This is a genomic window from Georgenia sp. Z2081 (assembly GCF_055326445.1).
Window position 1 is genome coordinate 25,683 of sequence record NZ_JBUZNK010000006.1, and the last position, 15,111, is coordinate 40,793.

15 protein-coding genes are annotated in these 15,111 nt (G+C 68.4%); 2 read left to right on the forward strand and 13 right to left on the reverse strand.

Annotated features, from left to right (window positions below):
• Positions 1-135: 135 nt before the first annotated feature.
• Positions 136-960: an SDR family NAD(P)-dependent oxidoreductase gene (locus ACZLKG_RS09490; RefSeq protein ID WP_425710204.1), complete on the reverse strand. Its 825-nt coding sequence runs from the start codon at positions 958-960 to the stop codon at positions 136-138.
• Between ACZLKG_RS09490 and ACZLKG_RS09495 the strand changes: the two genes are divergently transcribed.
• Positions 903-1,649 carry an arginine deiminase family protein gene (locus ACZLKG_RS09495; RefSeq protein ID WP_463648592.1) on the forward strand — a complete coding sequence of 249 codons (747 nt, stop codon included), beginning with the start codon at positions 903-905 and terminating at the stop codon, positions 1,647-1,649. The two genes, ACZLKG_RS09490 and ACZLKG_RS09495, sit on opposite strands and share 58 nt — an antisense overlap.
• On the opposite strand, the gene dctP is transcribed toward ACZLKG_RS09495, so the two are convergent.
• Both dctP and ACZLKG_RS09505 read right to left on the reverse strand, forming a co-directional pair.
• Positions 1,531-2,613: a TRAP transporter substrate-binding protein DctP gene (gene dctP, locus ACZLKG_RS09500; RefSeq protein ID WP_425710274.1), complete on the reverse strand. Its 1,083-nt coding sequence runs from the start codon at positions 2,611-2,613 to the stop codon at positions 1,531-1,533. The two genes, ACZLKG_RS09495 and dctP, sit on opposite strands and share 119 nt — an antisense overlap.
• 81 nt (positions 2,614-2,694) lie before the next feature.
• Complete coding sequence (locus ACZLKG_RS09505) at positions 2,695-3,216, reverse strand: YncE family protein (protein ID WP_425710273.1); 522 nt, start codon at positions 3,214-3,216, stop codon at positions 2,695-2,697.
• 249 nt (positions 3,217-3,465) lie between these two features.
• On the opposite strand from ACZLKG_RS09505, the gene ACZLKG_RS09510 reads away from it, so the two are divergent.
• Positions 3,466-3,663: a hypothetical protein gene (locus ACZLKG_RS09510; protein WP_425710272.1), complete on the forward strand. Its 198-nt coding sequence runs from the start codon at positions 3,466-3,468 to the stop codon at positions 3,661-3,663.
• 15 nt (positions 3,664-3,678) lie between these two features.
• Here ACZLKG_RS09510 and ACZLKG_RS09515 read toward each other — a convergent pair whose 3' ends face one another.
• The 10 genes from ACZLKG_RS09515 to ACZLKG_RS09560 all read right to left on the reverse strand — a co-directional run bounded on the left by ACZLKG_RS09515 (position 3,679) and on the right by ACZLKG_RS09560 (position 15,111).
• Positions 3,679-4,536, reverse strand: coding sequence for an NAD(P)-dependent oxidoreductase (locus ACZLKG_RS09515; protein ID WP_425710271.1), 858 nt, complete (start codon positions 4,534-4,536; stop codon positions 3,679-3,681).
• Positions 4,537-4,625: 89 nt separating this feature from the next.
• Complete coding sequence (locus tag ACZLKG_RS09520) at positions 4,626-5,717, reverse strand: mandelate racemase/muconate lactonizing enzyme family protein (protein WP_425710270.1); 1,092 nt, start codon at positions 5,715-5,717, stop codon at positions 4,626-4,628.
• 41 nt (positions 5,718-5,758) lie between these two features.
• On the reverse strand, positions 5,759-6,742 hold the full coding sequence (locus ACZLKG_RS09525; RefSeq protein ID WP_425710269.1) for a Bug family tripartite tricarboxylate transporter substrate binding protein: 984 nt from the start codon (positions 6,740-6,742) through the stop codon (positions 5,759-5,761).
• A 98-nt stretch (positions 6,743-6,840) separates the two neighbouring features.
• Positions 6,841-8,343, reverse strand: a complete 1,503-nt coding sequence (locus tag ACZLKG_RS09530; RefSeq protein WP_425710268.1) for a tripartite tricarboxylate transporter permease — start codon at positions 8,341-8,343, stop codon at positions 6,841-6,843.
• A 6-nt stretch (positions 8,344-8,349) separates the two neighbouring features.
• Complete coding sequence (locus ACZLKG_RS09535; RefSeq protein WP_425710267.1) at positions 8,350-8,973, reverse strand: tripartite tricarboxylate transporter TctB family protein; 624 nt, start codon at positions 8,971-8,973, stop codon at positions 8,350-8,352.
• A gap of 501 nt (positions 8,974-9,474) precedes the next feature.
• Complete coding sequence (locus ACZLKG_RS09540) at positions 9,475-10,617, reverse strand: MFS transporter (RefSeq protein WP_425708613.1); 1,143 nt, start codon at positions 10,615-10,617, stop codon at positions 9,475-9,477.
• A gap of 37 nt (positions 10,618-10,654) precedes the next feature.
• Positions 10,655-11,866 carry a M24 family metallopeptidase gene (locus ACZLKG_RS09545; protein ID WP_463648690.1) on the reverse strand — a complete coding sequence of 404 codons (1,212 nt, stop codon included), beginning with the start codon at positions 11,864-11,866 and terminating at the stop codon, positions 10,655-10,657.
• A gap of 98 nt (positions 11,867-11,964) precedes the next feature.
• Positions 11,965-12,900, reverse strand: coding sequence for an NAD(P)-dependent oxidoreductase (locus tag ACZLKG_RS09550; RefSeq protein ID WP_425708615.1), 936 nt, complete (start codon positions 12,898-12,900; stop codon positions 11,965-11,967).
• 120 nt (positions 12,901-13,020) lie between these two features.
• On the reverse strand, positions 13,021-13,488 hold the full coding sequence (locus ACZLKG_RS09555; protein ID WP_463648593.1) for a RidA family protein: 468 nt from the start codon (positions 13,486-13,488) through the stop codon (positions 13,021-13,023).
• A gap of 234 nt (positions 13,489-13,722) precedes the next feature.
• Positions 13,723-15,111 (reverse strand): dihydrolipoamide acetyltransferase family protein, encoded by a 1,389-nt coding sequence (locus tag ACZLKG_RS09560; protein ID WP_463648594.1) that lies wholly within the window; start codon positions 15,109-15,111, stop codon positions 13,723-13,725.

Below are 15,111 nucleotides of genomic sequence, written 5' to 3' on the forward strand. Positions count from 1 at the left end.
GGAACTGATGCGCCGCCCATCATGTGCCGCCCCTCCCGCCACAGCTGCGCGGGTGCGGGCGCCGGCGCGACGGGCGACTCAGGGACTCCAGCCGCCTGCGATGAGCGCTGAGGCCGCGATGTCGCTCGTCACCGGTCAGCTGAAGGCGATGCCGCCGTCGACGATGAGGCTCTGCCCGGTGATGAAGCCCGCGGACTCCGATGCGAGGAACATCGCGGCACCGACGAGGTCCTCGGGAACCTCGGAGCGCTTGATGGCGCGCTGGGCGACGACCTTGGGCAGGTAGCCGGGGTCGTTGACGGCCAGGGTCGCCTCCGACTCCACCAGGCCGGGGACGACGACATTGACGGTGATGCCGTCGTCGCCGAGCTCTTTGGCCAGCGAACGGGTGATGGCGTGGACGGCGCCCTTGGAGGCCACGTAGTGGGCGTTGAAGGGGACGCCGTGGACGGTGGTGGAGCCGATGTTGATGATCCGGCCGCGGCCGCTCGCGCGCAGGAGCGGGTGGAGGGCCTTGATGGTCAGCCAGGTGCCGGTGGCGTTGACCCGCAGGACCTGGTCCCACTCCTCCAGCGTGATGTCGTCGAACGACTTCTTCGAGCCGATGCCCATGTAGTAGCTGGCGTTGTTGAGCAGGACGTCGACGTGGCCGAGGTGCTTCTCGCAGTGGGCGGCGAGGTCGGCGACGGAGTCCGGGGAGCCGACGTCGGTGGGGTGGAACGTGACTTCGTGGCCCTCGGCGGTGAGGCGGGCCGCGAGCTCCGGTCCCGGCTCGCGGTGGCCGGCGATGACGACGCGCGCCCCTGCTGCCGCGAACGCCTCGACGAACGTGGCGCCGATGCCGCGCGCGCCGCCGGTGATGACGGCGGTGGTGCCGGGGGTGATGGTCGGGCTCGGGAAGGATGCGGTGTCGCGGGCCTGTGCGGGCTCGTGCGCCGGGGGTGGGGTCTGGGAGGTCACCGGAGCGAGGGTACGGGAGCCGTCGGGGCGTCCGGATTCGTCTTGCGTCCGGACGGAGGCAGTGCCGGCCTCGTGCTGCCGGCGCGAATGGTGTCCTCCCTCACCGCCTCGGTGCAGCGGACTCCCGTGCCCTGGACGACGCCGAGCTCGCCGGCGTGCTCGTCGCCGGCCTCACGGGCCGAGAAGTCGCGGACCGGCTCGGCGGCGTCGACACCATCCCGCTGCACGTGCGCGGGCCGGAGGCACTCATCCTCGGGCCGCTACCCAACCACCTGTTCACCCGCGACGCGTCGTGCTGGGTCTACGACGGCGTGGCCGTCAACTCCGTGCGCTACGCCGCCCGCGTGCGCGAGTCCGTCCACTACGAGGCGATCTACCGCTGGCACCCGAGGTTCGCGGGACTGCGCCTGGGCGGGACCGCCGACGAGACCGGACCCGGCCCCGACGAGGTGAGCCCGCGCGTCGGGGCCGGCCTGCCCTCGAGATCCGTCCTCCCCCGATCACCATTACGGCCGAGATCACCGCGATCTGCACTGCCGGCTGACGAGCGCGAGGCTCCACCGTCCTACGTCAGCCCTCGCCCCCCGAGTGCTCCTCGATCAGCTCACGAGTCCGATCGAGGACCTCCTGCGAGTCGAAGTCGGCGCCGCTGTTGGCCTCCACCCACTCGTCAGCGAGCTCGCTCATGATCTGGTCCCATTCCGCGCGGTCGACCTCGCTCAGCTCCGTGATCTGGAAACTGTGCTCAGTCTCGGTCCACTCGACCGACTGCGCCACGTTGACGTCGTCGTGGTACTCGCTGGCGAACACCGACATCTCCTCGACGAGGGTGTCGATCTCGGTCCGGACGTCCTCGGGGAGCCCCTCGTAGTGTTCCTCGTCCATGAGGGCAACAAACGTGCCGCCGATGCCGAGCGGGTAGTCGACCATGTAGTTGAGGAACTCCCCCAGACCGAGGTCCTGCAGGACGTCGCGAGAGGACAGCGATCCCTGGAGCAGGTTCGTCTGGAGGCCCTGGGCCAGCTCCGGCGCAGGCAGGCTGACAGGGGTGATCCCCAGTTCCTCGGCCATGCGGACGAACGGACCAGGCGCACGTAGTTCCAGCCCGGCGACGTCGTCCGACCCCGTCACCTCGGTCGTGGTGAGGACGTAGGCCGGTTCAGTTGTGAACGCGGTCACCACGTGAAACCCGTCGAACTCGGAGGGATCGAACTCCTCGATCAGGTCGAGGAACACGGCGCTGGCTACCTGAGAGTTCGGGATCCCCAGCGGCAGGTTCATCACGGAGCTGAACGGAAAGCGGCTGGCGTCGTTGTGCGGGCTGTCGAGCCCGACGTCGACGACGCCCTCGTTGATGCCATCGTAGATATCGCCTGTTGCCAGGAGCGTGCCGCCGGCGAACGTCTCGACCGTCACCGCACCGTCGGTCCGCTCTTCGAGCAGGGACGCCCACTCGTCCATCTGGACCCCGGGGAACGAGGCCTGTGGGGCGTAGAAGGCATACCGCAGCGTGATCTGTTCGCCCGTCCCGCCCGCGTCGTCGTCTCCGTCCGAGCCGGTGCAGGCGGCGAGGAGAAGTGCGGTCGTGCTCGCGGCAGCGAGCGTAATGGTCCGCCTGCGATTTCGGGCACGGACCGTGTACTGAATCGTCATGTGTCTACCTCCTGGTACGCCGCGCCGTCGCGACGGTTGTGGGTGGGCTGGTGCTGGGAGGGGGCGGTCGTTCAGTGGTGGTCAGATCAGCGCGGTGACGTCCGGCTCCGAGCCTGTAGCGATGGTCCGCAGGGTTGCGAGTGTCTCGAGGTCGACAATCGCGACCTGGTTCCTGTCGAGCAGTGTCACGAAGGCGATCGGCTCTGATCGATGGAACGAGATGCCCGCCGGGATGGCGTCGAACTGCAGGGCGTCAACCTCTCGAAGATCGGTGTCGTAACGCGTGACAGTGCGATTCTCGATGTCGGTCGTCAGGAGCGCGCGGTCGCCAGGCACGACGTAGACCCGCAGCGGGTCTCCCTTCACGGCCACCCGCTTCTCCTCCCGCATAGTCTCGGCGTCGAGCCGGACCAGCGACTTGGCGCCGCGAACCCCCACATAGAGCTGCTTCTCGTCCCTGCTCAGGGCGCAGCTCTCCGGGAGCGGCCCCGGCGCCGCGACGAGAGGCGGCGCGGAGGCGTCGTGCGGGTCGACAGCGCTCACTGTCCCCGAGAGCAGTCCCGTGACGTAGGCCCGGGTTCCCGCGCGGTTGATCACCACCATGTGGGTCTTGATCCCGCCCGTCGCCACAGCGCCGGAGGGTGCCCCGGCCGTCGCGGGGTCGTCGATCCGCAGCAGAATCGCCTTCTCCTCGCTGAGGACATAGAGGCGGTCGTGATCGTCGATCGCGATTCCGTGAAGTCGATTGAACGGGCTCAGCTCGATGGTTCGCTCGAGCCTCCTCGCCGCTAGGTCGACGACGAACACGCGCGTCCCACCCGCTCCGGCGTCGCCCGACATCCGGACGCCGTAGTGAGCGACGTACGCGTATTTCCGGCCGGCGTCGATCACCATCTCGTGCGGGTACGCGCCGAGTTCGACGCGGCCCAGCAGCGACCCGTCGGACACGTCGTGGAACGCGATCGCGTGGCCGCTCTTCTCAACGACAGCAAGCTCCTCCGTCGTGTCTCCGATCGTCATCACGTACCACAGCCTTTCGTCGAGGCATGAACCGAGTCGTGGGCTTTACGAGGGCAACTCGACGGGATAGACCGCGTCCCGGCCGTCGAGCAGGCGCTTCACCTGGTCCACCGCGAGCAGGGCGAGCCCGTCGTAGGCCTCGTTGCTGTGCCCCGCGTTGTGCGGGGTCGCGATGACGTCGGGCCGGCGAAGCAATGGGTGGTCAGGCGGGGGCGGCTCTTCGGACCAGACGTCGACGGCCGCGCCGGCCACCTGTCCACGATCGAGAGCCTCGGCGAGCGCGATCTCGTCCACCACCCCGCCGCGCCCGACGTTGACCAGGAATGCACCGGACTTGATCACCTCGAACGCCGCCGAGTCGAGCAGCGCCCGGGTGCTGTTCGTCAGCGGTACCTGGACGCACACGACGTCGGACTCGCGCAACAGCTGCTCGAGCGGCACCACCTCGACGCCGGACAGCTCGCCCACCTGCGGGTCCGAGCCCACGAGCCGGCAGCCGAACGCGGCAAGCCGCTCGGCGACGGCACGTCCGATTCGGCCGAGCCCCACGAGACCGACGGTCCGGGTGCCGAGGAGTCCACCGACGTCGATCAGACGTTCCGCACCGGCAAGAAGGTTCGCCTCCTTGGCCTTGATGCGGTGAACGATCGACAGCGTCAGCGCCACAGCGGCCTCGGCCATCCCGACATAGTTCTCAGGCGCCGCCCCGTGGGCCACCGCGATACCGCGGTGTGCCAGGGCCTTGAGCGGCAGGTGGTCTGTGCCGATCACGGGGCTGACCACGGCGCGCAGCTCGCGCGCACGCTCCAGCTCGTCCACCGACAGCAGGCGCTCGGGTGGGACGATAAGCGCGACCGCACGCTCAAGCAGCTGATCGGCCGCCTCACCGGGCTCACCGAGCATCGCCCGCTCGAGGCCCGCCTCCTCAAGGGCGTCCTCGACGAGCGAACGTCGGAACTGGTCCTGACCGACGAGGACCAGACCTGCGGTCATCAGTCCCACCGCCCTGCGACGAGGAACTGCTCGATCGCGTCGGGCACCAGCTCGAAGCCATGGCCGACGGTGTCGGGAATGAGCGCGTGGCCGTTCTCGAACTGCAGCGGGCTGACGAGCCACTTGTCGACCCACGGGAACTGCTCGAGGTAGGCGGCATTGGGGTAGGCCGCCATGAGGTGGATGTGGATCTCGGGCAGGAAGTGGGGCGCGAGCGCGACGCCCTCGGACCGAGCCATCTCCGAGATCTGGAAGAACTCCGTCGGGCCGGCGAGCTGTCCGACGTCGGGCTGGAGGAGGTGGGCAGCGCCGCGCCGGGCGTACTCCTTGAACTCGCCGGCGCTCTGGAGGTGCTCGCCGACGGCGATCGGCACGTCGATGGCCTTGGCGAGGGCAACGTGGCCATCGACGTCCCGGGCGGGCATGGGCTCCTCGAACCAGTACACGCCGAGGTCAGCGAGACGCCGACCGAGCCAGATCGCCTCGGGCAGGACGAGGCGCTGATTGGCGTCGCACATGATGCGCAACGCGTCGCCGAACTCGGACCGCAGCGCGGAGACGCGGCTGAGGTCCTTCTCCGGGTCCATCCCCACGCGGAGCTTGACCGCCGTCAGTCCCATCTCCATCTGCTTGTGGACATTCTCGATGACCTTCTCCATCGGGAGTGTCGGTGCGAACTGCCCGCTCGAGTAGGCGGGGACAGAGGCGCGCACCTTGCCGACGTGGTCGGCCAGCGAAATGCCACGTTCGACAGCGGCCAGGTCCCACAGGGCCATGTCGACCGCGCCGATCGCGATCGACGCGAGGCCACGCCGGACACGGTCGATCCTGAGCATGCTCGTGTTCCAGATGTCCGCGACGTCGTGGCTGCTCCGGCCGATCACGGCCGGAAGGAGCACCATGTCGATGATGCTGCGGATGGCCTCGCTGCCGTCCCACTCCACGGTGAAGCCGAAACCGCGTCCGATGTGACCGTCGGCGGTCTCGAGGGTGACACCAGCGACATTGCAGTTGTTCTCGTCACCGACGACGTGGTCACCGGGAAGGGGGATGCGCAGGATCCAGCTTCGGGCGGCAACGATCTCAACCATGAACTCTCCTTAGATACCTAGTGACATGCTCGATCGATGACTCATTCGGCGAGGACGCCCTCCAGGAGCTCGACCTGCTCGCCGAGGTAGCTCTCGAACTCATCGCCCGTGAGGAACTCCGGCTGGAGCAGCGACGACTCGATGTAGGAGTCGTAGGCCTCGGACTCCGTGTACGCCTCGACCATGTCCTCCCAGTAGGCGCGCTGCTCCTCGGTGATGCCGGCCGGGGCGAGGACGCCGCGCAGCTGGCTCACCGAGACGTCGTACCCCTGCTCCACCGCCGTGGGGATGTCGCCCAGCGCGCTGTCCTCCGGGTACCGCTCGTCGGCGAACACCGCCACCGCAACGAGGTCCCCGCTCTCCAGCTGGCCGGCAACCTCGTTGGGATTGACGACCGCCATCTCGATGTTTCCCGCCAGGATCGCGGTCACGATCTCGGCTCCCGACTGGAAGACGACGCGGTCGAACTCGGAGCCCGTCTCACCGATGAGCACGTCCAGGGTCACGGAGTCCGGCCCGTCCTGCCCTGCAACACCAGCGCGGACCTCGCTCGAGTCGTCGATCACCCCTTCGAGGGAGTCCCACCCCGAGTCTGCTCGAACCACCGCGATCGAGACATCCGTCCCGACCATGGCGATCGGCGTGAAACTCTCCCAGGTGTAGCTGACGTCCGTGGTGATAGGCAGGGACAACGTCGAGATCGTGGCGGTCAGGAGGAAGTGAGGATCGCCCTCCTGCTGCTGCACGTAGGACGAACCTGTCGCGCTCGATCCACCGGGTCTGTTCTCCACCACGACGGTGACGTCGTCGTCGGTCTGCGAGAAGGAGTCGGCCATCGACCGAGCGAAGATGTCCTGACCGCCGCCGGCATTGGCCGGCACGATGAAACTGACGTCCTGCTCAGGTGACCACTCCCCGTCCGAGGTCTCACCGCTATCGGCGTCTCCCCCGGAGCAGGCTGCCAGCACCAGCGCAAGGGCGCCGATCGAGGCCGGCATGGTGATTCCCCGCAAGTTCCGTGTCATTACAGTCTTCCTCGCCAATCGTGTGAATGTCTTCGTCGTCAGAGATATGTGTTCTGCGGTCGTTCAACGTGATCTCGGTGGTCCTCAGCGCACGGGCCCTACCTGCTCACGAGCTTGTCTGCGGACCTGGTGCGCCGGGACCGGATCCCGCGCACCACGGGCGGCAGGACGAGGGCGAGCGCAGTGAGAGCGAGGAACACGAGCGCGAGCGGACGGTCCGCGAAGATGGCGTAGGAGCCCCCACCCATCTGCACCGACTGTGCGAGCCCCTGCTCAAGCATCGGTCCAAGGATCAGGCCGAGGATCAACGGCAGTAGGGGGTAGTCGTACTTCTGAAGGAAGTAGCCGACAATGCCGAACGCCACGGCGACCCACACGCCGGTCATGGAGTTCTCGACTGCATACGCGCCGATGATGCAGACCGCCAGGATTACGGGATACAGGCGCTTGTAAGGCACCGTGAGAACCGAGGCGAACAGCGGTGCGAGCGGCAGGTTCAGAATGAGCAGGATCGCGTTACCGATGAGGAACGAGGCGAGCACGCCCCACACGAGGACAGGCTGCTGCTCGATGAGAAGTGGTCCGGGCTGGATTCCATGAAGCGTGAGCGCGCCGAGCAGGACTGCCGTCGTCGCCGAGCCGGGGATCCCGAGCGATAGCGTGGGGATGAACGATCCGTTGGCGCCGGCGTTGTTCGCCGCTTCCGGACCGGCCACACCCTGGATGGCTCCCTTCCCGAAGCCCTTCCCCTTCGCGACGGTTCGCTCGACGCCGTAGCTCGCGAACGACGCGAGGGTCGAGCCGGCGCCGGGTACAACTCCCATGACGGTGCCGATGCCGGATCCTCGCACGATGGGGGCCGTGCTGACCTTGAGGTCGTTCTTGGACAGCATCATCTCGCCCCAGCTCGGGCGAGCGACCTGCGGGGAGTGGCGGGCGGACACGTTACGGAGAATCTCCGCGATCGCGAACACCCCGATCACGACCTCGATGAACCCCAGGCCGCCAAGCAGCTCGATGCGGCCGAACGTGAATCGTTCTGTCCCCAGCACGGGGTCGATGCCCACGGTCGCGACGACCAGACCCAGACCGAGGCAGAGCAGACCCTTGGTTCGCCCTCCAGCGGTGAACCCGACGGTGGCGACCAACGCCAGCAGGATGACTGCCACCATCTCGGGGGGGCCGAACTGCAGTGCGACGTTGGCGAGCAACGGTGAGACGAACATGACCACGACAAGGCTCAGCACGCCGGCGACGAACGAGGCGATGGCCGCGATCGCCAGGGCCTGGCCGGCTCGTCCGCGTCGGGCCATCTGGTGTCCCTCGAGAACCGTGACGGCCGTGGCGGCCTCGCCCGGTGCTCCGATCAGGACCGATGAGATCGTCCCGCCGTACTGGGCGCCGTAATAGATCCCGGCCAGCATGATGATCGCTGTCACCGGCTCGAGGCCGAAGGTCAGCGGAAGGAGCAGACCGACTCCCGAAGCGGAGCCGAGGCCGGGGAGCATACCAATGACGGTGCCGAGCGTAACGCCGATGAGGCAGTAGAGAAGGTTCGTCGCTGTGAATGCAGTCTCGAAGCCAAGAAGAATCTCAGTCATCGCCGATCACCACAAGGTCCCGGTGGGGACCGGTACCGCCAGCAGCTCCTGGAACAGGAACCACACGGCGCCACCGACGATCACCGCGAACAACGCGCTGTAGACGATCTTCCACCGTTCGATGAGGAGCGATACGAACAGCACGTAGGCGCCTACGGCCGGAGCCAACCCGATCAGCGGAATCGCTGCGGCCAGTGCGACCAGTCCTGCCACATTGATCCAGCGCTTCCACACCGCATCCGCTTCCGGGGCCTCGTCCGTCATCGGAAGCGTCTCTGCGATCTCCCGCCGACCGTCGTCCCGAGGAGCCATCGGCTGATCAACGGCGGAGTCACTCGATTCTGTCGTCGTAGCTCGCATCCGCTTGGCGACCGCGCCGAGCAGGAGCGCAGCAGCAAGCACCACCATGGTCGAGCCGACGACAGCGGGCAACATTCCAGCGCCGAGCGATCCGTTCTCGGTCGACAGGCCGAGCTCGAAGCCCCGGCGCGCGACCAGGACCCCGAGCAGCACGAACACTCCGCGGACGATCAGGTCGCCCAGCGGTACCGCCGCCTCAAGCTCCTCAACATCGTGTTCGTCACGCTCCGTGTGTGCTTCTGTCGAAGAGTCGGGCGGTGAATGAGCCATACGGGTATCTCCGTCGCGTAGTGGTCTAAGCGTCATTGCTACAGCTCGCTTTACGGCGTGAGACCCGACATTAGGGACTCTGGTCACGACCAGTAAGTACCCGTCCGGGTACAATGACGGCTTTGAAATCACCGCGACGACGGGACTGCTCCATGGGCATTTCTGTGTTCTCGCGCGACGCTTGATCGACGCACTTTTTACGGTCGGTACTCGGTTGATATGACCGTGATCGTTCGCGATCGGGCGGCCAGTGCGCACATCGCCGTGATGCACAGCGCGGGGCCGGAGACTCGACTAGTGGTCAGCTTCGACCCACGCGAGCATGGCTCAGCCTCCCGGCGGGCACTCCTGGCCGAGGTCGTGTCGCTCTGGATGAAAACGTCGATCACGCTCGTCTCGCGTGCGCGCTGCAGCACGCTGGCCGCCCAGCAGAGCAAGCCGCATTCGGGAGCGTGGCATCCCAGCTGTACGACGACGAGACGTGAAACACCAGCCGCCGCCCTACTCACTCCGGGCCCGCAGCACCGTCGCCGCGACTCCCAGCACGGCGGCGATCCCGAGCCCGATCGCGAACAACGTCACGAAGTCTCCCCGGTCCGCGAAGACCGCTCCGAGCGCCGTTCCGGCCGCGCTGCCGATGAACAGCGACGAGGCGAAGAGGCTGACGCTCGTCGCACGGGCGTCGGGCGCGACCTCGGTGGCCCACTTCTGCAGCGTGGAGTGCATGAACGCCCACGCTCCGGCCAGGAGGACACACGCGATGAGCACGCCGGCGGTGCCGGGGTCGATGACGAGCCCCACGAAGGCGCCGGCACCAGAAGCGCCCCCGACAGCGACGAGCTGCGCCTGCGTCATGCGGTCCGCGACGGCCTTGACGACGCGGGTGGCCAGGATGACGGCCACGCCGTAGGCCGCGGTGACGGCCCCGGAAAACGTGGTGCTCATCCCCTGGTTCTGCAGGACCGTCGGCAGGAAGTTGAGCACGCTGAGCAGCACCACACCCTCGACGAACGCCAGCGCGAACACGACGAGCGCCCATCGGTTACCGAGGACGCGCGTGAGCGCTGCCCGTACCGAGAGTCGCTCGCCCTGCGCCGCGACCTCCGGCAGACGGGACATCAGCACGACCACCAGCAGCACGACCGCGGCGGGGACCCCGAAGGCCAGCCGCCAGCTCGCGAGATCGGCCAGGAGAGCGCCGACGAGCGTGGCGGCTGCCATGCCGGTCGCCGTCATCATCATGACGTCCGTCAACGGGCCGTGACGCTGGGCGACAGGCACCGTGTCGCCGACGTAGATGAGCGCGCCGGGGACGATCGCCGCGAAGGCCCCACCGGCGACGAACCTGGCCAGCAGCAGCGTCGCCACGTCCGGCGCAGCCGCGGTGGCGATGCCGGCGACCGCCGCGAGGAGCAGCGCGAGCCGCATGGTGCGCACGCGCCCGAGCCGGTCCGAGACCATGCCCCACACGATCTGCATGACCCCGTAGCCCACGAGATAGACCGACGCGATGATGCCGGCATCCGCCAGCGAGATCCCGAGATCGTCCGCGATCGCCAGCAGCAACGGCGCGATGACGAGGCGGTCGAACGAGCTGCAGAAGACCGCCAGGTGCAGGAGACCCAGCGACGGAGCCTTGCTCATGGTGAGCTCGGTCCGCCGGCTCGACGACTCCGCGCCACTAGTACGGGTTGGCGACGAAAAGGTCCTGGGCGGGAAACTTGGTGAGGACCTCGATCCCGTAGTCCGTCACCACCACCTCCTCCTCGATGCGAGCGGCCGACGTGCCGTCCGAGGCCGGGCAGTAGGTCTCCATGGCGAACACCATGCCAGGTCGGATCTCCACCGGGTCCTTCATCGAGTTGAGCCTGGAGATGATCGGGCGCTCGTGCAGACCGAGGCCCAGGCCGTGCGCGAACTGCAGACCGAACGCCGCGAGCTCGTTCTCGAACCCGAAGTCCTCCGCCTTGGGCAGGACCGCCGCCACCTCGTCGCTCCCGACCCCGGGCCGGATCGAGTCGAGCGCCGTGTCCATCCATTCGCGGGCCTTCTTGTACGCGTCCTTCTGGCTCTCGGTCGCCCAACCCACGCCGAAGGTGCGGTAGTAGCAGGTCCGGTAGCCGTTGTAGGAGTGGATGATGTCGAAGAACGCCTGGTCGCCCGGCCGGATGATGCGGTCGGTGAAGTTGTGCGGGTGCGGGTTGCACCGCTCCCCCGAGATCGCGTTGACGGCCTCGACCTGGTCGCTGCCGTACTCGTAGAGCCGGGCGTTGGCCAGCGCCACGATCTCGTTCTCCCGGACGCCGGGCCGCAGCGCGTCCACGATGTCCTGGTAGACGCCGTCGACCATCGCCGCGGCCTGATTGAGCAGCATGATCTCGTCCTGGTTCTTGATCACGCGCGCATCGAGCATCGACTGCTGGGCGTCGGCCACACGGATGCCCTGCCGCTCGAGCTCGAACAGGAACGGCGGCTCGACGATGTCCAGCCCGAGCGGGGCGTCGGCGACACCCGCCTCCGTGAGGATCGACCTGATCTCGGAGACCGCGTCCCGCATGAGGCCGCCGCCCTCGGGGTCGACCGCACCGCGGAAGCCGAGGAACCCGGGCCGGTGATGCTCGTCCGGCATCCAGTCGCTGTACAGCTTGTGATGCCGCACGGCCGAGCCGAAGTCCCAGAGAATCGGTTCGCGATCCCGCAGGATCAGCGCGTACCTGATCATCTTGTCCCCGAGCGCCCCGCCGATCCACGTCTGGGTCGTGTACCGGATGTTGTAGAAGTCGAAGAGCAGGAACGCGCCGCACTCGCTCGCCTCCAGAGCCGCCTTGGCACGCCCGAGCCGGTACTTCCGCAACCGGTCCATGTCGACCCGATGCTCGTAGTCCACCGCCATCTGGCCGGGAGCGGGCAGGTCGCGGGCGCCGTGGGGCCGGGCGGACGGACGTGCGAACAGCTTTCCTCGTGCGGGCGGGTGGCTGTGCACCCCGCTCATCACTCGGCCTCGAGGCCGTCGCTGACGTCGGCCTCCTCGGACTGGATGTCCAGCCCCGAGCCACCGGCCACGGTGAGGACGAGCGAGGCGAAGTCCTGCTCGACGTTCCCGTTGCCCACCTCCTGCGCCACGAGGTCGCGGGTCAGGCCGGCGACCGGCATCACCACCCCGAGCTCCCGGCCCGCGGCCAGGCCCAGGTCGAAGTCCTTCTGGAGCAGCACGTTCGTGAAGGTGGGCGTGAAATCCAGGTTGACCAGCGCCGGCGTCTTGTAGCGGGAGAACACCGAGCCCATCACCGAGTCGTTGAGGAAGGACAGGAAGTCCGCCCGGCTGACTCCCGACTTCTCCGCGAGCACGGTGATCTCGGCCATCGACTGGATGACGACGCCGAGGAAGACGTTGTGGGCGATCTTGACGATGCGCGCCGCATCACCCTCGCCGACATAGGTGACGGAACGACCCCACGAGGCCAGCAGCGGCTCGACCTCGTCGAACGCGGCACGCGAGCCGGAGGCGGCCACGCTGAGCTTGCCGGAGGCGATGACCGCCGGGTTGCCGGAGACAGGAGTCGCGAGGAACTGGCCGCCACGCTCCTCCACCGCCGCGCGGACCGGCGCGCTGGCCTCGACGGACACCGTCGACGAGTCGCAGACCAGCCGGGGCGCGCGCTCCGGGTCGGTGAGCAGGCCGTCCTCACCCTGCATGACCTGGCCGAGGTCCTTGTCCGCGGCCACCATGCTGAAGACGACGTCACGCCCGGCGAGGTCGACCGGTCGGTCGACGACGGTCGCCCCGAACTCGGTCAGCGGCTCGGCCTTGGAGCGGGTGCGGTTGTAGACGGCGACGTCGTACCCGGCCGCCAGGAGTCGCTTGACAAGCTGGAACCCCATGCGTCCGGCGCCGATCCAGCCGACGGTGGGCTTCGAGTCACTCACGGTGGTTCTCCTTCGTAGACCTGGCTGAGGGCGTCGTTGCCCCTTCAGCAATCGATTGCAATTCTCGTTGGGTCACAGGGCAAAGTCAAGTGGTGGACGAGTCTCTCTGGCCGTGTCTCTCTACACGCCGGCGGGCGCCGCGGCGACCACGTGGAACTCGAAGCGCAGGCGGGGGTCGGTGGCCAACCTGGTCACCTCGACGGTGGTGCTGGTCGGGACGTGCCCGCCGAACCACTCCCCCTGGTGCTTGTTCACCACGTCCTGGTCCGCGTCCACGTCGGTGAAGAAGCGCATGATGTTGACGACGTCGTGCCGGTCGCACCCGGCTGCTCTCAGGGCGAGGTCCAGGTGGTCGAACGCGTTGGTCACCTGCCCCTTCGCGTCCATCGGCATGCTGTCGAACACCTCGGCGACGTGCGGATGGTCGTGGTAGACGGGAGCTCCGGTGACCCCGCTGATGAAGACGAGGCGTGCGCCGTCGACGGCGCGGATCGCCGGGACGAACGGGCTGACGATCGTCTCGTCGTAGCCCTCGTGGTGGATCACCTCGGCATTGCCGGTGCGACGGGGGGCGGGTACCTCGGTCATGCTGCTCTACCTCCTGGTGGGGCCGCCGCGGCGGTGGTGGGTGCTCGGTCTCGGGTGATGCTCGCGGCACGCAGGTCCGCGCGAGCGGCGATGCTCTCCGGCGGGGTGCGAACTGTGCTAGGCGGTTCGCAAACGTTTGCGGTATCAGCCTACGAGCGGTGTCATGACGTGTCAACGGACGCAGCTCGCCGTGCTCGTGGGGGCGCCTGCAGCGGGCCGGCGCCCCCACACGGCTCACACGAGCAGCGCCAGCGGGCTCTCGATCGCCCTGCGGAACTCCTGCATCCACCGCGCCCCGAGCGCGCCGTCCACGGCCCGGTGGTCGGCCGAGAGCGTGCAGCGCATGACCGTACCGACGATGACCTGACCGTCCTCGACCACGGGCTGCTCCAGCGCCGCACCGACGGCGAGGATCCCGGCGTGCGGCGGGTTGAGGATGGCGCTGAACTCTCGCGTGCCGAACATCCCGAGGTTCGACACCGTGAAGCTGCCGCCCTCGATCTCGTCCTGCTTGAGGCGTCCGGCCCGGGCTCGCCCGGCGAGCTCGGACACCGAGGTGGCGAGTGCGCTGATCGGCATCTGCTCGACCCCGCGCACGACCGGCGTGACCAGCCCGCCGTCGGTGGCGACGGCGACCGCGACGTCGACGCCCCGGTACCGGTGGATGACGTCCCCGCCCCAGGTCACGTTGACGTCCGGCACGGCCGCCATCGCCGCGGCGACCGCCTTGAGCACGAAGTCGTTGACCGAGACCTTGACGCCCTGCGACTCGTTGACCTGGCGGCGCAGGGCGAGCAGGGCGTCGACCCGGCACTCCTCGGTGACGTAGAAGTGCGGCACCGTGGACTTGGACTCGGTGAGGCGCCGGGCGATGGCGCGGCGCATGCCGCTCACCGGGACGTCCTCGACGGCGTCGGAGGTCACCCCGGCGACAGCCGCCCCGGCACCCGCTCCGGCAGCGGCCGGGGTCGTTTCCTCACGGGGCGCCGGCGACGCGGCGGCGAGCTGTGCGGCCTGCGCCTCGACGTCCCGCCGCGTGATCCGCCCGCCAGGTCCCGACCCGGTCAGCCGAGCAGGGTCGATACCACGCTCCCGCGCCATCTTGCGGGCGATCGGGCTGATGAAGATCCGCCCGCCGGGACGGGCATCCCTCTCGGCGAGCGGGGCGGATGGCTCGGGGGGCGCGCCCGCAGGTGCCTCCCGCAGGTCGCGCGCGGCATCGGCACCGTCGGCGCCGCTCGCCCGGCGCGCGGGTGTCGGCGTCTCGTCGTCGAGCCGCTCGCCGTCGGGCTGTTCGCCGTCGCCACGCGCACGATCACCACCCTGCGCCTCGCCGTCGCCCGGCGGCACGTCGACGAGCTCGGAGAGCTCGTAGGCCTCACCGGCCTCGGCGAGCAGGATCGCGATCGGCTCGCCGACCTGGACCGTGTCCCCCTCGGCGGCGAGAAGCCTGCCGATGACGCCCGCGTCCTCGGACTCGAAGTCGACGAGGGCCTTCTCGGTCTCGATCTCGGCGAGAACGGTTCCCTGGACGACCTCGTCGCCCTCGGCGACCTGCCAGCCGGCCACGATGCCCTCGGTCATGCTGGCGAGAACTCCCGGCATCCTGATGACGGTCGCCAT